This is a genomic window from Nostoc sp. TCL240-02 (assembly GCF_013343235.1).
In the GTDB taxonomy this organism is placed as follows: Bacteria; Cyanobacteriota; Cyanobacteriia; order Cyanobacteriales; family Nostocaceae; genus Nostoc.
Genome location: NZ_CP040094.1, coordinates 4,513,286 through 4,533,098, shown reverse-complemented (window position 1 = coordinate 4,533,098; position 19,813 = coordinate 4,513,286). Strand labels below are relative to the sequence as shown.

Below are 19,813 nucleotides of genomic sequence, written 5' to 3'. Positions count from 1 at the left end.
GGGTCGTTGGCAGAGCGGGTATGCAGCCGCCTTTTAAGCGGATTCATCCAGGTTCGACCCCTGGGCGACCCACCAACTCTTGGGCGTTTGGCAGAACGGTTATGCTCCTGACTCTTAATCAGGCTGACACAGGTTCGACCCCTGTAGCGCCCACTAAATTTTGCCCCTGTAACCCAAGTGGAAGAGGTGCCAAACTTAAAATTTGGAAGTTGCTGGTTCAAATCCAGTCAGGGGTATTGGTGAATATGCGGGGATGGAGCAACGGTGGCTCGTCAGGCTCATAACCTGAACATCGGCAGGTTCAACTCCTGCCCCCGTCACCAAATTAGTGCTGGTGTAGCTCAATTGGCAGAGCAACTGATTTGTAATCAGTAGGTTGCAGGTTCAACTCCTGTCACCAGCTTCAATGCGATTGTGGTGTAATGGCAGCATTTGAGTCTTCCAAACTCGCTTGTACGAGTTCAAATCTCGTCGATCGCTTTCTTAGCCCTGTAACTCAGTTGGGAGAGTGCCTCTCTTACAAAGAGGAAGTCGCGGGTTCAATCCCTGCCAAGGCTACCAATTTATGGGAGTGTCGCCTAATGGATAAGGCAACCGTCTTCTAAACGGTTTTATATAGGTTCAAATCCTGTCACTCCTGCCACATGGGGTCATAGCTCAATTGGCTAGAGCGCCTGCCTTGCAAGCAGGAGGTTATGGGTTCAAGTCCCATTGATTCCATTGATGGTGTCTGAAGCCAAAGTGGTCGCGGCGCTGGTTTGTGGAACCAGTCATAACGGGTTCAAGTCCCGCCAGACACCCCTTATATGGAAGATGCTGCTCAAGGGAGGGCAACTAGTCTTGAAAACTAGAGCAGGGTAACACCTGGGGGTTCAATTCCTCCATCTTCCGCTTTCCACCAGAAGCCGAAAAGTGAGGCGCTGTGCTGATAACACAGATATAGGAGGGGCAGTACCTCTCTGGTGGATTCCCTTTTCTATCGGCTCAATACCAACTAGGATTTTCCCTTATAACTACCCAATTCTATAGGTGTAGGAAGTTGGGGTTTGTGTTCTACTGGCATTCCACTCCAAGAGTATAATAACTGGTTAAAAAGGCTGAACACTTCCCACATAGTATGAGTATATCCTCTGCCACACAATGAATTGCGCTCACATTCTGGGATTAACTCAAGCCCTAAAGTTTGATGTTCCATATCTGATTCTTGATGAACCAACCAATAACCTTTAGGGGTCAATCCTACTTCGGCTAGTTTAGGGTTGACAATGGCATAGAAGTCGTAAGCAAGCCCCTCTGCCACCAAATTCAGAGTAATAATCTGATGTGCTATCGATTCACGCATCACAGAGCGGATAAAATAAGACCCTAACGCTAAAGTTTCAAATGTTGGTGGTATTGAAGTTAGTTGTTCATCAGGAGCTAGTAAGCCAGATTCACGCATCCAATCAGCTAGTTCTTCAGGGTGCGTCACTTCTTCAGCAGCGTGTTCGCCAAAAGCATCACGAAAACGTGCATCCTGGCAGCTACCATAACGTAACGCCACTGCTGCTGTAAAGTCGCAGGATAAATAATACAGTTGTCTGATCCATTGAAAGTCTGAAGGTGAAGAAGCCAAATTTACTGTTTTGTAAAACAGATTGCGTTTAGTAATGTTTCGATATTCTTGCACTAGCTCTATTAGCCATTGCATAGGTATCGTGTGAGTCAACATAGCAACTCCTTTTTCTCACCATTTAATTAAGTGAGAAATTATCTTATATTTCTATTAAAGCTATTATTTTAAATTTTAGTAGCCAATGTCTTTACAAAAAAATCATAATATGCATAAAGATGTAGTCCGATTGACAGCAGCAGATTGTATTTACCAGATGATAAGTAAGAGTGTGATGCTCCACAGGAAGCACTCTTGCGATCACTATTAATTAAATCATTGTTATGCATCGATTTTTAATATTTGGCAATTCTGGTTCTGGCAAAAGTACTCTTGCCAATAAACTTGGCAAAGACTTCGGCATTCCAGTTCTCGACCTCGATACTATTGCATGGGAAGCAAACCAAATTGCCATACGGCGTAATCACGAAGATTCAGTTAGGGATCTACGAGACTTCATAAAAAATAATACTGTTTGGGTAATTGAAGGTTGCTATACTACGCTACTCAAAATTGCTCTTGAATTCTCAACTGAAATTTATTTCCTCAATCCTGGCATTGATAAGTGTCTTGAAAATAACCGCAATCGCCCTTGGGAAGTGCATAAATTCCAATCGCCTGAAGAACAGGCACAAACTTTTGATTTTTTACAGAATTGGATTCAACAATATTATGAACGCAATGATGAATTCGGTTATTCATCCCATCGCTCAATATTTCATCAATTTAACGGCATAAAGCATGAAATTACCAGATGAGCCAATAATGCCATTGCATGAGAAGTTCGCACAATTAACTTCACTGATTTTCACAAAAGCATTTCCACCAATAACGTTATTGGCAAAGGGCCTATCTAATGGGATGCGATGCCTGCGGTGGGCGGAGCCATCGCAGTACTATCAAGTCATCTCATAAAAAAACTGATACTATTGCTGCTAAATAGTGAAAGTTAATCGTGATGTCAGCGCAGTAGTACATTTAGCAGGTATCGTCTAAAAATTATGATTATTGGGCTAACAAACCAGAAGGGGGGCGCTGGTAAAACCACTGTATCTGGTCATCTGGCGTATTGGTTAAGCCAACAAGGAACAGTGATAGTTGTAGATGCAGATGCACAGCAGAGTAGCACTAACTGGATGAAAGACCTGCAACTGCCGTGTAAAACAATGATAGACCCGGATGATTTATTTGATGAACTGCCGACTTTAGCAGAACAATATGATGCTGTAGTTGTAGACGGGCCAGGTAGCCTAAGTGAAACAACCAAGGCAATTTTATCTAGATGTGACCTAGCCCTAGTACCCTGTAAACCAGCAGGTCTAGATATGCACAGTACATCAAAAATGGTAAGAATTTTGCGGCAGGCAAGAGAACTGCGAGGTGGTATGCCCCATGTTGGTTTATTTTTAAATCACGCAAAAAAAGGAACTGTATTACTCAAAGATGCCCAAAGAGCATTATCAGAAAAAAACACAGGGTTTCCTTTACTAAAAACAATGGTGTATGACCTTCAAGTAATTGCTGATGCACCAGGACAAGGCACGACTGTTTGGGGACTACCAGGAGCAACAGCCAAACGCGCAGCTAAAGATTTTGAGGCACTGTTTACCGAAGCCTTGGGAGTAACCAATGGCAAGAGATAGACGCATGGTAGAAGAGTTTATCTTTAGGGATGATGCTAACCAGACTAAGGCTACTATGCCCCTCAGTTTGATTGTGCTGCCCACAGCAGAACTACGGTACTACATCGACCCAGAAGAGGTAGACAAAATTGTTGCTACTGCCAGAAAAAACGGCATTCTAGAACCACTTCTAGTCCGTCCTATCCCTGGCAGTGACAAACACGAAGTAGTAGCAGGGGCAAAGCGCTACAGAGCAGCACATATTCTGGAATTGGTAGAAGCCCCTGTAGTTATCCGTCAACTCAGTGATGAAGATGCTCTAGAAATTGCCCTGATTGAAAACTTCGCTCGTTCGGGACTCACTGACCTTGAAGAAACTGATGGGATTGTGCGACTTTTGGCTGTCAAATTAAAAATTTCACCCCAAGAAGTACCACCACTGCTACATCACATTCAAAACCAACAGCGTGGTAGAACTGCTGCCAATAACGTTATTGGCAATGATGTCATTAGTGTAGTGGAGGAGGTTTTGACCTCGCTCGGCAATATTAAACTAGACTCTTTTATCAGCAATCGTTTGCCATTGCTCAATTTGCCCACTGACATTTTAGAGGTATTACGTCAGGGGAAACTGGAGACAAGTAAAGCCAAAGCGATCGCACGAGTTGGTGATGAAAAAACAAGAAAACAATTCTTAGAAGATGCGATCGCTTACAATCTCTCACTGAGCGAAATCAAGCGTAAGATTCAAGAAATTGAGCAGCAGTCTAAATCAGAGTCATCAAAGCAAACAGAATCAGCATCCATAAAAGACCGCGTTGATGATACTTTTCAACGCTTCAAAAAAGCGAAAGTGTGGGATGATCCGAAGAAAAAATCCAAAGTAGAGAAGTTGTTAGCTCAGTTAGATGCACTGATGCAAGGCGACAACCCAAAGTAAACCAATGTGGTAATTCTCGAAACTATTCAATTTGCTCTCTTAAGGATGGCGACATAATCATTAGTCCTCGGACAACCTCTTCAGGTGTGGCTGTGCCATTGATTACCTTTGGTATAATCGCCATCACTTCTAAAGCTAAATTGGTGGGAATTCCCCTTGCTTCTAACCGCTTCAACTCTAAAATGTCAATCCCTGCTGCCAATCCCTCTAAATACTCTTCTACACTCACTCCCAAGTTTTCAATTTCCGACATGGGTATAATTGGTTTTTTGTTTGACTTCTATATTCAAGCATCTATTACATGGCTATCTTACAGATGGATCATGTCAAAGTGCGACGCTGCGAGGTATGCCTGAGCAACAGCTACTGAGCCAAATTTCCTCTAAGAAAAAGGTCTGCATCCCAGTCAAATCCCAATATGGTTTCGTGTTATGCGATCGCTCCCCTCAACCATTCCACCTCTCAAACCCATTGAGTATCAAATGCGTCTTGCCCATTACCATAAATCAAGTTCCCGTATGAGTGCCATTTAGCTACTTCTTCGGCTTCAATTTGGGGCGCTTGCAGAACAGCGAGATTTTCTTCTAATTGCTGCCTAGTTTTGGGGGCGGTGAGCGCCAGACGCACCCCTGGATGATTTAGTGTATAGCGATAACAGTCTGCTGCCGTAGGTAACTTTCCGTGCCAGTTGTGATGCCCTTTGAGTAACGTTCCCCAGCGCGTGCAAGTGAATGCCACCACGGGAATACTAGCTTTTTGAGCAGCAGGTAAAACGTTTTGTTCAGCCTGACGATGTGCCATATTGTAGCGGTGCATCAACACATCACACTGATGACGTTCTATCATTTCTAAAGCAATAGCTCGATTGTGTGTGGTAACTCCCACGTAGCGCACAAGTCCTTTATCTTTCCACGAATAAAGTTCATCAAGCAACGCCTGAACCTGAGCCATGTCGTCACCAGGGGAGACATATTCAATAAAAAATACATCCACCTGCTCGACATCTAGGCGATAGCGCACAGAGTCGAGGTAAAGGCGTAAAGATTGTATATCTCGGTTTTCACTCCCCGTTGCCACCAAGACCTGCTCACGGTTTGTTAGCAAGAGAGATTTTAAGCCACCCAAAAAGTTTTCAGATTCCAAATTGTAAAAGAAAAAGTAATTGATTCCAGCTCCAAATGCCAACAAAACAGTTGCAGCATCTATCGACTGTTGCCCTGCCAAACCGAGAATACTTGCTGGTTGTCCTTGTAGCGTTGATAATTCCACGGTCAACTACCCGACTTCTTACTTTGAGTGTATTACGCCAATAGGGTGCTAGTGAGGACATCATCAATGAATGTTAATTTTTGGGCGTAAGCCTACAGTGGGCGGGTACGCCATCGCACTTAAATATGTTCTTGTTGGGGGCGTAAGCTGTTAATCGTAGCGGTCAAAACTAGGACAATTGCCAAAACCAACGCAGCATTTCTGAGCATTGAGTTATCAAAGTGTTTGAGTGCGATCGCTACCAATGCCCAGAGTATTACTCCTGTATAAGCGATGTCTCGACGCTGGATGACAATAAATGCTGCAACTGCTGTTGCTATCAATAACATTATGAGAGTCCAGATTACAGCAGAAATCCCCCAACCATTCCACCCGTGAAAATACAAGGCACACGCTACGTTGACAATGGTTGCCACGCTAATCCAGCCTAGATAAATGCTAATCGGAAACTGAATACACCATTTCTTGAGCCGAGGTACACGCTTATTGCCAATTTCTAACTGCACATAGACAGCAATCAGGGGTAACAGAATCAAAAGCATTGCAATTACAGAAAGAGCAAACAGCCGAGACAAAAACAGATAAACCCAGATACTTTGAGCAACACAGGCAATCACCAACAGATAACCTGTCTTACGTAAATCAGGGTCATCTTGTTGGTCAGGTAGAGCTTGGTATACCCCAAAAGCAAACAACCCAAGGTAAATCAGCCCCCAAATAGCAAAGGCGTAATTAGCAGGGATAATCAGGACATTTTTAAACAAAGTATTGGAAATTTCCCCTATGCTGAGTCCATTGAGCGGAAAAATGTTCGATACTACGTTGATAACGAAAGCACCAAAGATTGCAGCCAAAGTAACAAGCTGCCGCCAAAGATCCCGGTAATTGCCTTTTGTGGACTGCTGCATAGGATGTTAACTCATATCTTTTATGCTTTTAGCTTACATCCCAAAAAGAGCGACGCATATAAACCACAGTCATATTGAGCAAGTCAATGAGGAAAAAGAGCGATCCCTGCATGACCAGACCGAAGTGGAATGTACAACGAAACTTCCAGATTCCCAAATTGGGAATCCCAGTAAGTTGCAAGTATGGTCTGATTCAATCATAATTGTCTACAATTATGACTTTGCAGAATTTGATCAAGTCTTTAGAGCGTGTTCATGATTCAATCCCAAAGTTAAGCGATGCCTTCTTGTCCTGCCTGTTGGGTGGTAAATTCTAAATTCGACTTTCCCGTTTCTTCCCTTCTCCCCCTAAAACCCAATTGGCAGAAATTTCGAGTTATTATTAATCACATCTTTACCAATTCTTGCTGCCACTCCTTCAGCAACGCCATTGATCAAAAAGCAAGATAACTGCAATCTATACTCTTCTCCTTCTACTTTGATAATTGGTAAATCAGCATATTTTTGGTAAACTTTAGCAAAATAAGCGTACTCAGGGTCTGGGTTACAAGCTATTTCTTGATTACTTTTAATAACTTTAACTTCTCTCCCTTCTCTCCCCCAGGTGGGTTTTGACACTAAGGGAGGATTGATTTTATCTTGTTCCATAAATGTAGGTAAAAAATGTTCAAATCCTGCCAAATTATTCTGACTAAAAAAATCAAATCCTAATTCTGTAATTAAAGCCATTAACGCTTTATTTTGCATTACAAAAGCACTGACAGGATTAATTAAAGCTAGCTTCCTTGAATAGACTAATGGTTCAAAATAATCCCAGAGACTTACTCCAAATTTGGGGTCTTTATCTTCTACCATCCATTCTGTTGGATATATGCGGTAGATTATATCGACTGCTTCACCTCTATGGTCGTAGCAGCCATCCTCATCCATTGCAATACTTTCGATTGGACAAAAAGCAGATTTATAATGGCACAAAGACATTAAATATTCAACAGTACCAATATCTTCGAGAGCTTCCGATAGGGCTGCAAAGATAATATTGCAGTCTTCAGGAGATTTATTGAGATATTTGGCAGATTCTTCAATATATTGATTAAGCCCTATTTGAAGAACGGCTTCAGCGTTAATATTCGGGTCTACTTTCCCAAAATGTTTAGCGACTATCCCATTTATTTTGAATGTTTCGACTATAAAAGTCGCCACTTCCGCATTACATTAAAGCAGGTAGATATTATCACCAACAACTGCAAAATCGCATCGGGCAATAAAAGGCACTTGCTTATTATTTTTGATTAATCGTAGGGTTGATTGAGGATAATCAAATTCAATTAGAGTCCGTTCATCAAACTGCTTCATAACCAGAGCCGCATGGTTTAAAACCTGCCAAACTCTTGTTGCTGCTTGCTTGATTTTTTCTATGGTTTCCGGTGCAACCATTAACACCTCATAGCAAGCATATTCATCGGCATCGTACCAGCTAAATATATCTTGATGCTGCTGGTAAAATTTATGCCTAACATCGTTCATGAACTCGCTCCTCCAGAACGAAAACTACCAAAACCACTTACACGAGAACCTGGAGCGCTGCGGGTGTGACTATTGACGTAAGTTCCATCTCTACGAGTGTATCCATTTACGGAAACTGAACCGGAATGGCTACGATAACCACTACTGTAACCACCACTATAGCCGCTATAGTTACTACTGCTAGATTCATCTGAAGTATCTGAGGAAGTACCAGATGTACTGTTAAATTCAGAAGAAGCAATTTGATTATTAGCATCTTCTTCTTTTTTGATATCTTCGAGCAATGCGGTTAGGGTTTCAGGAGGACTAATATATAATGAGACGCTTGCTGTACATTCACTCTCAAAACTAGTTTTTTGTGTTAGACATTTTTTAATTTCATCAATTGCATTACTAACTTGGCGATAATTATTGCGATAAATGCTAAGTTGGGATTGTGCTTTCAAAGATAGATTAGTTGCCGAAGAAACATTTACAAGTAAATTAATTGCCTGCTGCCATTGCAACTTTGCATTCAATAATTCAGGTAATGTGATTAATGTAGTATCTTTAGTAAGGCTAGTAGCTTTTTGAGCTAATTCAACTGCTGATGAAAAGTTTTGAAGTGATTTTTGTTCACTTGTAATCACCTTATCTACATCATTAAAGTTGCGTTTTACAGATGATATTCCAAGCTTTGCTGTATCGGAAACATATGTAGCTGTAGGAATTTTTTCTAAAATGCTAATTGCCTGCTGCCATTTACCTTTCGCTTCTTGCCAATTATTGGAGTAAGCTTTATCTTGGACTAGTATTGCTGCTTCCTCATCTAATTTCAGTGCAGCTTGTAAATTATTGAAAGCTGCTTCTTCAAACTGGATTTTTGAGTCAAGTTTAGCAAGTAATTGATTCAACTGTGATATTTGATTTTGGGCATTCTGATATGGATATCCTGGTAGATTTGGAACTAGTTTTAGCTTTTCAAGGGTTTGCTGTATCTTGGTTTGGTTTGCTTTTAAAGCATCCAAATTGGGAATACTATTAATATTACTATTTTCATTAACAATTGCCTGTACATCGGTAATTGCTTGTTGGTGTGCTGAATAATCTTTCGTAATTTGCAGGATTTTACTAACGCCAAACCAACTTAAAAGTGCTGCGATAACTATAGGCAGCCAGGGTTTCTTTTTTCCACTCATTGTTATTTTATATATTTATACATCTACATAATTATTGTTCCCGTTATTTATCAAGTTTGAACACGAAATTAGCGAGTGGTGGATTATTGAACAGGGAAACTGAAGCGATACTCATTCATAGAGAATGGTTGCCACCAGAAGTGTAAAAATTTAGAAGCAGAAGTTACTCTACCAGATCCGGGTAATCCTGCCCACACAACCACGCTTCAAATTTGAGAACCCTTTGCCCCATTTGTCATGCCCTTAGACTTGATCAAAAACACGAGGGGGTGAAAAGTAGGTTAGTCACCAAGGGCTTAATCCCAGTAAACTAGAAAAATTTTGTTCGGGATTAATTGCGTATGATTGAACACAGGTACAGTAAGTATCACAACTAGGCGTAGATATAGCGAAGCTGTCATCAGGGGCAAGATAGGCTGAAAGTATTGTGGAATGCGGGTTTGAGAAAAAAAGTTCATGATTTGGTATAAGCTGTTTTGACGGACGTTTTATAAGCACAGCCACAGATTGGACAAAATCTGTGTCTCAAAGACAACACCAATTCACCGCAATTCGCGCAGTTAGCTCGAATTGGTGTACCGCAGAGATAACAAAACTTGGCTTTGACATGACCCCACATAGGGTCAACCGCAGCGCCAGGATTCCAACATTGAGGACAAAACTTAACCCCTCTAACCTGAGAGACTTCCTCGCCCTTGATCACAGCATCCAAATATTCTTGAGGTACGCCAAGTGCTAGAGCTAAACCTTGAACTGTCTTACGATTAATTTTGGCTGTCAGCCCCCGCTCAATCTTCTCCACAGAGCGTCCGTGTATACCAGCAGCATCCGCCAACTCCAACTGAGTCAAATTGAGTTTCTTCCTGACCCGTGAAACGTAACTGGCAAGGGATTCAGATGGGTGAGGAGTTGTAAAAGTATCCATAAAAAGCTGTTAATTAACTACTCAAAAGATATATAATTTATTGATAAAAAACCTTGTCAAAAATACATAAACAACAGTGAAATTGGGTGTAACTTTAGCCACTGTCACGACCGAATTTTTAGAGCGTCCTGGTCTAGCACCCAGTACTAGAGAAACCTATGAACTTACCCTCGGACTGTTACTGCAAAAGTATGGAAGTTGGTCAATAGAAATTATCAGTAAGCAAACATTAGTTGAGTATCTAGATAATCTCAGTCATTTAAAATACACAACACACCACAAGCATCAAGCAATACTACAAAGTTTGCTGAACTTTGCAGTAGAGCAAGGGTATATAAAATCCAACCCCATCAGGGGACTAAAACAACGTCTACCTGAAAGAGAGAAAGGCGAACATAAAAGCGACGATACAATAAGATATCTAACACAATCACAACTAAATATACTATATGCTGCCGTAAAAGATGACTTACGTCTTAGTGCAATAGTTCATTTACTGCATCGCACAGGATGCAGAATAGGAGAGCTTTTAGCTCTAAATATAGATTCTGTAGATATTAATAATCAGAAATTTCAAGTATTGGGTAAAGGTAACAAACAACGTTGGTGCTATTACAGCGATGATGCAGCTTTAGCACTTGCTAAATACTTAAAATACTCACGGCATCAAAATACGAATGCTTTGTTGACAGCGCAACACCCAGTTACTCTAAAAGTAAGTAGAATCAGCTACCATACATTGCATGATTATTGGCAGGAGATAACTAACAAGTATCCGCAGCTTCAAGGCGTTCGCATTCGCGATTTACGACATACATTTGCTACAGAACGAGTGGGATTAATCAGTATTGAGGAATTATGCTCGTTAATGGGACATGAAAGCATTCAGACAACTTTACGTTACGCTAAAGTCACCTCACAGAAATCAGAATCAGCCGCACGTCATGCCTTGAATATACTGATTAATTCCGCTCCAGATGCTGACCTTTAAGGCAATTATATAGCATCACTCAGTTACACTATGTTCTTCACTAAAAAACAGCATTTTATCTAAGTTAAAGATTTTTACCCTAAAGAAGGTAGAATACTGTTTGCTTGAAGAGTGAGACTTAATGAAAAAAACCTGGCAGCCAGAAGAATTAGTAGAGTATTGGACGCTACTCCCAGAAGAATTAGCAATACTTAATCAGAAAAATGACGAGAATAGGTTAGGTTTTGCTATATTGCTGAAGTTTTTTGAGATTTATGCCAGGTTCCCTCTTAATAATCAAGAAATCTCCATAAGCGTTGTTAATTATGTTGCCAAACTGTTAGATATTCCCCCAGAGAAGTACTCTTACTACGATTGGCAAGGACGCTCCATAAAATATCATCGCGCTCAAATTAGAGAATTCTTTGGATTTCGAGAAACCAAAGTTAGTGATGCTAAAGAGTTAACTAATTGGTTAGCTGAACAAGCACTAATTTATGAGTTAAAATTTGAACAATTAAAACTTGCCGCCGTAGCGAGACTACGGAATTTAAAACTTGAACCCCCGACAGATTCTAGATTAGAACGTATCATTCGCTCTGCTATTAGAAATTTTGAATCTAAATTTTTTCGGGACATAACTTCGCAACTATCTCACCAATCTAAAAAGTGGATAGATAATTTTTTAAAAGAGAAAGCTTCAGCTCAGGAATTAGATGATACCACAGAAGTAAATCATGATAAACAACTGATTAATCTGGGAGATATCCAATTATCTCAACAGTTAGATAACATGAACGGCTCAGAAATCAACACTGATGTTTCCATATTAACATGGGCTGAATTAAAAACAGACCCAGGGAGAATTGGTGTAGAAAGTTTTCAAAAAGAAGTTGCTAAGTTAGAGATTTTTGAACAATTAGAATTACCAGCAGACTTATTTAAAAAAATCCCTACCAAAGTTCTCCAAGTCTATAAAAGTCGAGTAGTTGTTGAACATCCTCGTGACTTACGCCGTCACCCAGAACATATCCGCTACACACTATTTACAGCTTTTTGTTGGCTCAGAAGTCAAGAAGTTATAGATAATTTAGTAGAGTTACTCATCCAGATTGTGCATCGCATAGGAGCCAATGCAGAAAAACGTGTAGATAAAGAACTTATTCAGGATTTTAAACGGGTTCACGGGAAGAATAATCTCCTCTACCAAATGGCAGAAGCTTCCTTGAAAACACCTGATGGCACAATCAAAGATGTGATTTTTCCGGTGGTAAGTGAGGTAACTCTCAATAATTTAGTGAAAGAGTATAAATCGACAGGGAATGCTTACCGTGAGAAAGTTTATACGGTAATGCGTTCTTCTTATGGTGGATATTATCGCCGAATTTTACCATTAATTTTAAACAAGCTAGAATTCCGTTCAAATAATGAAGTTCATCGTCCAGTTATTCAAGCGATAGCTTTACTGAAAAAGTATGCTGATAGTAAACAACGTTATTATGATGCAGGAGAAGATATACCCATTGATGGGGTATTACGTAGTGGTTGGCAAGAAATTATATTAGAGACGGGAGCAGACGACGAAATCAAAGTTAATCGCATTAATTATGAGTTGAGCGTGCTGCAAGCATTGAGAGAAAAGCTTAGATGCAAGGAAATCTGGGTTGTAGGAGCTAATCGTTACAGAAACCCTGAAGAAGATTTACCTGCTGATTTTGAGGCGCAAAGATTAGAATATTTTCAAGCATTGAAACAACCATCAGATGTGGAAGTCTTTATTGCTAATTTACAAAAGCAGATGGATGAAGCATTAACTTTATTGTCTAAGGGAATACCTAAGAATAAATTAGTCACAATTAAAAATACAGGGAAAAGTCGAATTTGTGTTTCTCCTTTGAATCCTCAAAATTAACCTGCTAATTTGACTCGCTTAAAAAGTGAAATTACTCGACGTTGGCGGATGACTAGCCTCTTAGATATTCTCAAAGAAACTGATTTACGAGTAAATTTTAGCCAACACTTTCGGAGTGTATCAACACGAGAGGTTTTAGGCGACTATACTTTACAAAAACGCTTGTTACTTTGTTTATATGGTTTAGGAACGAATACTGGATTAAAGCGTTTAAGTGATGAGATTAAAGGCGATAATTATCAAGATTTACTCCATGTCAAGCGTCATTTTATTCAGAAAGAACAATTACGCAATGCTATTTCCTGTGTTGCAAATGCAATTTTTACTGCCAGAATTCCCACTATTTGGGGAGAGGGTACAACCGCCTGCGCTTCTGACTCGAAAAAGTTTGGTGCTTGGGATCAAAATTTAATGACTGAGTGGCACATCCGCTATGGTGGACGGGGTGTGATGATTTATTGGCACGTTGAGAAGAATTCTGTTTGTATTTACTCGCAGTTAAAAACTTGTTCTTCCTCTGAAGTTGCAGCCATGATTGAAGGATTATTACGCCACTGTACCCAGATGAAAGTGGAGACAAATTATGTAGATAGTCACGGTCAAAATGAAGTGGCTTTTGCTTTCTGTCATTTATTGGGTTTTCAGTTAATGCCGCGTCTTAAACGTATCAATGTTCAGAAATTATACCGTCCGTCAACTGGAAATAATGATGCTTATCCCAACTTGCAACCGATTTTAACTCGCGCTATTAATTGGGATTTAATTCGTCAACAATACGACCAAATGGTGAAGTATGCTACTGCTCTGCGTTTGGGTATGGCAGAAACTGAAGCCATCTTAAAGCGTTTTACTAGGGGTAATTTATTACACCCTACTTATCAAGCGCTATCCGAATTGGGCAAGGCTGTAAAAACTATATTTTTATGTAAATACCTGCATTCGGTTGAACTGCGACAAGAGATAAATGCTGGACTCAATGTGGTGAAGAACTGGAATAGTGCTAACAGTTTTATTTTTTATGGCAAGGGTGGAGAGATTGCTACTAATCGTTTGTCCGACCAAGAATTAGCTGTGTTATCTCTGCATTTACTCCAGATATCTTTGGTATATATAAATACCTTAATGATTCAGGAGGTTTTATCCCAACCACAATGGATGCGGTTGATGAAGTTGGAGGATTTGCGAGCGCTTTCGCCTTTAATTTGGGGTCACGTTAATCCCTATGGTATTTTTCGTTTGGATCTCAATGTCAGGTTGCCAATTGAGACGGGGTGAATGTGTCTAAAAATACGCTTTGTTAGTATATCCAAGAATCTTTACGCCTGTAAGTCATTCATAGCAATAGTTTCAGCCTATCTTGCCCCTAGTGACAGCTTCGCTATATCTACGCCTAACGACTGTTTGAAATAAAAATGTTAAAGTTGTGTCTCTAAGAGTTGGCACTTGTTCCGCCGCGTCACTTGCCCAAGTTGAAAAATCTTCAACTCCAGTGATCGCAGACCAGAAAATAAAACCGAGTCGCCCCTCTGCTGATTTGATGAGTGAAAATTCAGTTTCAGGTGTAGGATTCAAAGCAGTTGATGAAGGTGAAAGTTCCGCCGCGCCTGTCCCTAGCGCTGAAAAGTGGTCGCATGAGGCGATTGTTGCAAGGGCAAACCTGCGACCTGTAAGAAGGGAGAAACTGAATCGAGCGGCGAATTCGGGCGAGAATCCGGGTTTTGACTTTTTGCAGGAATGCTGGAATGATGATCCTGCTTTGCAGATTGTGATCAAGAAATTGCTGGTGAAGTTTCCGCAGTGGGGGATTGGGTGTGTGGATGGGGAGTTGATTGAGCGGGAAGAGTAGAGGGTGTTATGTCACTACAAGCTAGACAAGTCAATTCAGATGGGCGGACAGTTTAAGGCTAAAGTAAGCAGAGGATGAAAATTTAGCACTTTCAGCTTATTTGGCGATTTGTGATCCTAAATTGTTGCTATTTATGACATATAAGCAGGAAATTATCAATTTTTACAATGCCAGAACCAATTATGATAACGATGTCACCCTCAATCGTGCAATTGCACTTTTTGACTATGTAACTCCAAGCCCTGGGCAATCTGTCTTAGATGTAGCGACAGGAACAGGAAATATTGCAATCACATCTGCTCAAAAAGTAGGTCCAAGTGGTTATGTAATTGGAATTGATATCGCAACAGAACTACTCAAGATTGCTCAACAGAAAATTCAAGCCCAAAACTTATCTAATGTTGAGCTAATTGAAGTCGATGCCCAAGCATATCAGCCTGAGCCAGATAAGTTTGACGTGATCTATTGTTCTTACGCGATTGTGCTTTTCCCCAACATTCTTAAGATTCTCGAAAATTGGTATCGTTGTCTCAAGTTCGGCGGATTCATTGCATTCACCTGCTCGTCTGAAAATTCATATTTAGCATTATTGATTGTAGAAGCTTGTGCAAAAAATGGAATTGCACTTCCAAATCTGCATGAACCATTGGGAACACCAGAGCGAATTCAACACCTATTAACTCAAGCCAAGTTTGACCAAATTGAAATTCATCCTCGACAGATGGGGACTTACCTGAGCTTAGAAAAAGCACAAGGTAAATGGAATGGGCAATTCTGGCTACATATCGATAATCCGTTACGGGAATTAACACCCCCAAAAATTTGCCAGATCAAAGCCAGTTATGATGAAGAGATCGCTGCACTAGAAACTGAGCAAGGTGTATGGCATGAGGAGTTAATTTACTATGTTGTTGCTCGTAAAACATAGCAGTTTCAGCTCAATTGAGAGATTGGGCGTACACTCAAGCGATGTTGGGAGAATGTACCGGGTGCGTAGACGCATAGCAGCTTGTCGTAGACATCGCTTATTTGAAGGAGGGGAGAAAACCGGAGTCCACGCAGGTAAAATCTGCTGTAAAGGATTGGTTTGAGTGCGCGAGGCGGCAGAGGATTATAATTGCAATGTCAGGTAATGTAATATTTACGCCAGAAGGTGAGGCAGTGGAATTGCAAGAGATGATGCGACGGTATCTGATGTGCGCGAGACTCCACCTTTTTCAGCGATTACAAAGCATCCGTGCGATGTATGGATTCAATCAACTCCTCAACTTCTTCTTCGTCCAGACATTGTTTCACTTGGGTGCTGAACCACTCAAATTCTTCCGGTTCTGTGTCATTGACTCGGTAAACCAGTAATGTTCCGGCAACACGGGCAAGAGTAAGAGGTGATGGGGAAAGGTGGCTCAGTAGATCGCACGCATCCTGGTATATTTCTATGACTGATGATTCGGACAAAGGAGATCCCAACTGAGCAGAAAGCTGTTTTAGGTTTTCCTGAATAGATGAATGGAAGTCTGGATCTTTGGGATGGGAAAGAGGGTTACTCATAATTGTCGTTCAAATGCCATTGGATTGGGACTTAAAGCAATGGACGTGAAAACCCGGCAACGAGACGATTACGTACATCATACCCTCACTTGGAAGCTGCACCATTCCATTACCTTTGCTCCGGTGATTCTAACTCAGGGTAGTTAAATGTACTCATCACTCCATACTTTTGGCTTCCACTGTTGTTGTAATGCACTAATTAAAATTTTAATTCTTGATGGAAATACTCTATACTCCACAGTTTCGGCTCAATTCTAAAATGGGGTGTACAGTCGTCAAGCGTTGTTGGGAAAATGTACCTTGGGCGATAAGCTCTCGCTTAGTCCTTCTCCTTAAGAGCGGGACGCTGTGATAATGGAGATGAAGACAGTGAACGGCTATCGCCTTTGGTGTGACTAACATGAACAGAAAGTTAGTACAATTGAAATGGGACTGAAATTCTAACTACAGTTTCATGCGAATTAATCGTTTAACCTGTGAACCTTCAACCCGTATTGGTATAATTGGTGCTGGATGCGCTGGTTTAACGGCTGCCGAAGAATTACATGATCTTGGATACAAAAATATCACCATCATTGATGCCAAAAATCGTGTAGGTGGGAAAACATATTCAATTAGATACGCAGACCCAAGTCTTGAAGCCCGTGGTATTTACGAGGGTGGAACTGTTTGGATCTTACCTAGCCCCTTGTACAAAAAATATAGAAAAAGGTATGGGATTTCTCCATCGCTTCATGTGATGCCACGGGTGCAAATATTTGACTTAGCTACTGGCAAAGTTACTAGCCCATTTTTAGTGGAGTCAAAACATTCTTTATTCAGCCGGCTCTGGCAGTTGAGGAAATTTTTCCAAGAATTAGACAAGTATACTCGGTATTCAGATCCAGGCTATATCAATCCTGCTTACCGAGGTATGAATGAATCCTCACCTCAATAGTTTAACAAACAGGGTTTGGATTTTATTCGAGATGCTTTAATGCCGATTGCGAATGCGGGACAGTTTGGATATCTAGAACAAGAAGCTTCTACTGCTTATGTGATTAGGCTGTTAGCATTATGGAACCGTTGCAATTTCCTGAAAAAATTGGTTCTGAATATGCCTCAATTGCAAGAAGGGAATCAAGAATTATGGAATCGTTTAGCAGCAACCCATAACTTGTGTCTAGGACAAACTATTGAGCATGTTTCTCGCAATCAAACAATTCTGGTCAAAACTACTTCAAATCAATGGGAATTTGAGCGTTTAATTTGGACTGCTCCTGTAGATGACTTTCTCAGTGTAGCTGATGCTTGTACTGAAGAAGTAGAGATTTTTTCTAGGGTACGTACCATTAAAAGAGCAGTTATTACCTGTAAAGTAGAGGGCTTACCTGCAAACATTTTCTACGTAATCAGAAATACTTTAAATCAGCCTTTACCAACTAGTTATCCATTAGCTATCTACGAGGTTGATCCAGGCAGTAAAATCTACAATTTTTATCCATTCATGGATGAAACGACAACTGTTGAAGAGTTGGAAAGCAACGTAGCCGATTGCGTCAAAAAGCTCGGAGGTACTCAAGTGACACTTATGGGGCAACCCCTAATTTGGAAGTGGTTCTCTCATTTTTCAGCCGAAGACCTCAAGGATGGTATTTATCAACGATTAGAAATGTTGCAGGGTAATCAAAACACCTACTTTGCTAATGGAATGACTGCTGGGGTGAGTGTACCTTATGGTATGGAATATGCGGCTTATTTAGTGGAACGCTTCTTTTAGGAGTTGGCATATTCCCTGCAATTAAATTGAGGAAGTGTCGCAAAAGTTGCGGCGAATTCAGGGCAAAATACCGGGTCTGACTTCTTGTAGGAATGCTGGAATGATGATCCGGCACTTGTGATAATGATCGGGAAACTGCTAGCTAAATTTCCCCAGTGGAGAATTGTAATTGCAGACGGAATATTGGTTAATAAGAGTTATTGATAAAAGGCAATTGAACGTGGATTTATTGGTTCGAGAAGTTGAACTTAACGATGCTGAGGCTATTGTCAGCATAACCATCGAGTCAGGAAAGACGTGAAAATACTCAGCGACGTATTTGCACATTTTGCATAAATCTGAGCAGGAAAGATTAGAGTGAATTTTTACTAGTTTAAATAAGCTAGAGGCAGTTATTTAGTAGTACTTATTTACTGAGTTAAGTATCGTTATAAAGGCATTTTAAAAAACCACTCATACCCTGTTTTAAACTGAGGTTTACCATCTTGTTCAATTATGCTTCCATGCGCCATGATTACTCGTTCAAAATTCCAAGTAAGAAGCTGTTGAATTGACCGTTTGACTTTGACTTTGACTTTATCTAGAGTTGCAAATTTTTCTAATAACGATGGACGGAGTTGGTTGTAAGCACCTAAAAGTTTTGCCATTAACCTTATACTTGGTGAACATTGATCGTCAAAATGAAAAACTGTATCAGTTACAATCAAAGTTCGGCTTTTGACATGAAAAAAGACACATTCATTGAGTGGTGAGCATCCACTAGTACACAATGTGTTGAATGCTTGTACTAATAAATATTCAACTCCATCAATCGCGTGAATGCTGTGATTGCTAATAATCTGGTTGGTTTGCAAATCCGGTCGTTTGCGCTCTAGACCAGATACTGTCCATAGTTTGGCACGGGGGTAGCACAACTTGAAATTAGCAACAAATAGATGATGGTATAAGTTGGGGACGACAATGTAAGTTACTTCACCTAATTGATTTAGCTCATTGATAGTGGTTTCATCCATTTCAATAGGTGAAATCACCATTAATTTACCACTGGTCAGGCGAATCACGGTCATCCTCGTCCCTACTTCCAAGCCAAAATATTTTAGAGGCTGTTCAGCAACCCAAAGGTCGGTATCAATTGCTTTAAGCATTATAATTTTTGAGTTAGGGTCATCGCTGAACTATAAAAATTACTGCACGCTGTAGTAAAGACAAGCCAGACTACCGACGAGATAAACTAGCCAAGTTCCAAAAAAACCGATCGCCCTACCCGGTGATGGGCCATAGGTGTGTATTAACCCCCAGGCATGGCTAATCCGAGCTAGCATTAATAGAGTACCTAGCATCCACAACAGTCCGTTAAAAGCCTGCATCGACTCTAAGGCAATTAAGAATATGAGGCTTTGAGGTACGTATTCTGTAAAGTTACCATGCGCTCGGATAGTACGCTGCAATCCCCCATCGTCTATGTTTTTCGTTAAAATAAACTGTTGTGTTATTTTTTCTACAAACTCTGCCCAAGCATTCGGTGAAGCTAGGTAATTGGGCTGTGAGGCAACTTCAGATAGAGATGCACCATGCCAAATTCGAGTCCGGGTGCGTTCCATTGCCACTCGATAGGACAAACCTAGAGCAAGCAGCCCATGACAGCCGATAAAAAAGGTTGAAATCGGAATTAGAACAGGCATTGACAATTACTCAAATATAAAATCCTAACTTTGAAAATACTTGGCTGCAATCATTACTGTCTTTTCAATTCTTGCG

At 40.6% G+C, this 19,813-nt stretch carries 19 protein-coding genes, 11 tRNA genes and 1 pseudogene; 20 read left to right on the top strand and 11 right to left on the bottom strand.

The window, feature by feature from the left end; genetic code table 11:
- The 11 genes from FBB35_RS19310 to FBB35_RS19260 all read left to right on the top strand — a co-directional run bounded on the left by FBB35_RS19310 (position 1) and on the right by FBB35_RS19260 (position 891).
- Positions 1-75, top strand: a tRNA-Lys gene (locus tag FBB35_RS19310).
- A gap of 6 nt (positions 76-81) precedes the next feature.
- Positions 82-153: transfer RNA gene (locus FBB35_RS19305), tRNA-Lys, on the top strand.
- 9 nt (positions 154-162) lie between these two features.
- Positions 163-236, top strand: a tRNA-Leu gene (locus tag FBB35_RS19300).
- 10 nt (positions 237-246) lie between these two features.
- Positions 247-323: transfer RNA gene (locus FBB35_RS19295), tRNA-Met, on the top strand.
- 7 nt (positions 324-330) lie between these two features.
- Positions 331-403 (top strand) — tRNA-Thr (locus FBB35_RS19290).
- 5 nt (positions 404-408) lie between these two features.
- Positions 409-480 (top strand) — tRNA-Gly (locus FBB35_RS19285).
- 5 nt (positions 481-485) lie between these two features.
- Positions 486-561: transfer RNA gene (locus tag FBB35_RS19280), tRNA-Val, on the top strand.
- 6 nt (positions 562-567) lie between these two features.
- Positions 568-643: transfer RNA gene (locus FBB35_RS19275), tRNA-Arg, on the top strand.
- A 3-nt stretch (positions 644-646) separates the two neighbouring features.
- Positions 647-720, top strand: a tRNA-Ala gene (locus FBB35_RS19270).
- Positions 721-726: 6 nt separating this feature from the next.
- Positions 727-800, top strand: a tRNA-His gene (locus tag FBB35_RS19265).
- Positions 801-808: 8 nt separating this feature from the next.
- Positions 809-891: transfer RNA gene (locus FBB35_RS19260), tRNA-Ser, on the top strand.
- A gap of 103 nt (positions 892-994) precedes the next feature.
- On the opposite strand, the gene FBB35_RS19255 is transcribed toward FBB35_RS19260, so the two are convergent.
- Positions 995-1,711 carry an iron-containing redox enzyme family protein gene (locus tag FBB35_RS19255; protein ID WP_174710985.1) on the bottom strand — a complete coding sequence of 239 codons (717 nt, stop codon included), beginning with the start codon at positions 1,709-1,711 and terminating at the stop codon, positions 995-997.
- A 224-nt stretch (positions 1,712-1,935) separates the two neighbouring features.
- Between FBB35_RS19255 and FBB35_RS19250 the strand changes: the two genes are divergently transcribed.
- The 3 genes from FBB35_RS19250 to FBB35_RS19240 all read left to right on the top strand — a co-directional run bounded on the left by FBB35_RS19250 (position 1,936) and on the right by FBB35_RS19240 (position 4,213).
- Positions 1,936-2,409: a shikimate kinase gene (locus tag FBB35_RS19250; protein ID WP_174710984.1), complete on the top strand. Its 474-nt coding sequence runs from the start codon at positions 1,936-1,938 to the stop codon at positions 2,407-2,409.
- Positions 2,410-2,652: 243 nt separating this feature from the next.
- On the top strand, positions 2,653-3,294 hold the full coding sequence (locus tag FBB35_RS19245) for a ParA family protein (protein WP_174710983.1): 642 nt from the start codon (positions 2,653-2,655) through the stop codon (positions 3,292-3,294).
- Complete coding sequence (locus tag FBB35_RS19240) at positions 3,281-4,213, top strand: ParB/RepB/Spo0J family partition protein (protein WP_174710982.1); 933 nt, start codon at positions 3,281-3,283, stop codon at positions 4,211-4,213. The genes FBB35_RS19245 and FBB35_RS19240 overlap by 14 nt, the downstream gene beginning before the upstream one ends.
- A 22-nt stretch (positions 4,214-4,235) precedes the next feature.
- Here FBB35_RS19240 and FBB35_RS19235 read toward each other — a convergent pair whose 3' ends face one another.
- The 7 genes from FBB35_RS19235 to FBB35_RS19210 form a co-directional block, all read right to left on the bottom strand.
- Positions 4,236-4,466, bottom strand: a complete 231-nt coding sequence (locus FBB35_RS19235; protein ID WP_094344845.1) for a hypothetical protein — start codon at positions 4,464-4,466, stop codon at positions 4,236-4,238.
- A 209-nt stretch (positions 4,467-4,675) separates the two neighbouring features.
- Positions 4,676-5,482, bottom strand: coding sequence for an aldo/keto reductase (locus tag FBB35_RS19230; protein ID WP_174710981.1), 807 nt, complete (start codon positions 5,480-5,482; stop codon positions 4,676-4,678).
- 119 nt (positions 5,483-5,601) lie between these two features.
- A complete protein-coding gene (locus FBB35_RS19225) occupies positions 5,602-6,390 on the bottom strand; it encodes a tryptophan-rich sensory protein (protein ID WP_174710980.1) in 789 nt (262 codons plus the stop codon).
- 348 nt (positions 6,391-6,738) lie between these two features.
- Positions 6,739-7,593 (bottom strand): glutathionylspermidine synthase family protein, encoded by an 855-nt coding sequence (locus tag FBB35_RS19220; RefSeq protein WP_217481659.1) that lies wholly within the window; start codon positions 7,591-7,593, stop codon positions 6,739-6,741.
- Between the two features lie 12 nt (positions 7,594-7,605).
- Complete coding sequence (locus tag FBB35_RS33930) at positions 7,606-7,917, bottom strand: hypothetical protein (protein WP_217481658.1); 312 nt, start codon at positions 7,915-7,917, stop codon at positions 7,606-7,608.
- The gene (locus FBB35_RS19215) at positions 7,914-9,095 is read right to left on the bottom strand and encodes a hypothetical protein (RefSeq protein ID WP_174710979.1); all 1,182 of its coding nucleotides are present in this window, start codon (positions 9,093-9,095) and stop codon (positions 7,914-7,916) included. Before FBB35_RS19215 ends, FBB35_RS33930 begins: the two co-directional genes overlap by 4 nt.
- A gap of 454 nt (positions 9,096-9,549) precedes the next feature.
- Positions 9,550-10,020 carry a zinc ribbon domain-containing protein gene (locus tag FBB35_RS19210; protein WP_174710978.1) on the bottom strand — a complete coding sequence of 157 codons (471 nt, stop codon included), beginning with the start codon at positions 10,018-10,020 and terminating at the stop codon, positions 9,550-9,552.
- Between the two features lie 76 nt (positions 10,021-10,096).
- Here FBB35_RS19210 and FBB35_RS19205 point away from each other — a divergent pair, with 76 nt between their 5' ends.
- The 4 genes and pseudogenes from FBB35_RS19205 to FBB35_RS19190 all read left to right on the top strand — a co-directional run bounded on the left by FBB35_RS19205 (position 10,097) and on the right by FBB35_RS19190 (position 15,676).
- Positions 10,097-11,011 carry a site-specific integrase gene (locus tag FBB35_RS19205; RefSeq protein ID WP_174710977.1) on the top strand — a complete coding sequence of 305 codons (915 nt, stop codon included), beginning with the start codon at positions 10,097-10,099 and terminating at the stop codon, positions 11,009-11,011.
- 121 nt (positions 11,012-11,132) lie between these two features.
- Positions 11,133-14,177: pseudogene (locus FBB35_RS19200) on the top strand (Tn3 family transposase).
- Between the two features lie 148 nt (positions 14,178-14,325).
- On the top strand, positions 14,326-14,748 hold the full coding sequence (locus tag FBB35_RS34860) for a hypothetical protein (RefSeq protein WP_254625623.1): 423 nt from the start codon (positions 14,326-14,328) through the stop codon (positions 14,746-14,748).
- 133 nt (positions 14,749-14,881) lie between these two features.
- On the top strand, positions 14,882-15,676 hold the full coding sequence (locus tag FBB35_RS19190; protein ID WP_174710976.1) for a class I SAM-dependent methyltransferase: 795 nt from the start codon (positions 14,882-14,884) through the stop codon (positions 15,674-15,676).
- A 296-nt stretch (positions 15,677-15,972) separates the two neighbouring features.
- Here the strand turns inward: FBB35_RS19190 and FBB35_RS19185 are convergent, their stop codons facing one another.
- On the bottom strand, positions 15,973-16,296 hold the full coding sequence (locus FBB35_RS19185) for a hypothetical protein (RefSeq protein ID WP_174710975.1): 324 nt from the start codon (positions 16,294-16,296) through the stop codon (positions 15,973-15,975).
- Positions 16,297-16,750: 454 nt separating this feature from the next.
- Between FBB35_RS19185 and FBB35_RS19180 the strand changes: the two genes are divergently transcribed.
- Together FBB35_RS19180 and FBB35_RS19175 are read left to right on the top strand one after the other, a co-directional pair.
- Entirely contained in the window at positions 16,751-17,233 is a 483-nt protein-coding gene (locus FBB35_RS19180; protein WP_174710974.1) for an FAD/NAD(P)-binding protein, read from the top strand.
- Positions 17,234-17,272: 39 nt separating this feature from the next.
- Complete coding sequence (locus FBB35_RS19175) at positions 17,273-18,055, top strand: hypothetical protein (RefSeq protein ID WP_174710973.1); 783 nt, start codon at positions 17,273-17,275, stop codon at positions 18,053-18,055.
- Positions 18,056-18,483: 428 nt separating this feature from the next.
- On the opposite strand, the gene FBB35_RS19170 is transcribed toward FBB35_RS19175, so the two are convergent.
- Together FBB35_RS19170 and FBB35_RS19165 are read right to left on the bottom strand one after the other, a co-directional pair.
- Positions 18,484-19,200, bottom strand: coding sequence for a DUF4336 domain-containing protein (locus FBB35_RS19170; RefSeq protein ID WP_174710972.1), 717 nt, complete (start codon positions 19,198-19,200; stop codon positions 18,484-18,486).
- Positions 19,201-19,239: 39 nt separating this feature from the next.
- Positions 19,240-19,737 (bottom strand): MAPEG family protein, encoded by a 498-nt coding sequence (locus FBB35_RS19165; RefSeq protein ID WP_174710971.1) that lies wholly within the window; start codon positions 19,735-19,737, stop codon positions 19,240-19,242.
- Positions 19,738-19,813 lie beyond the last annotated feature (76 nt).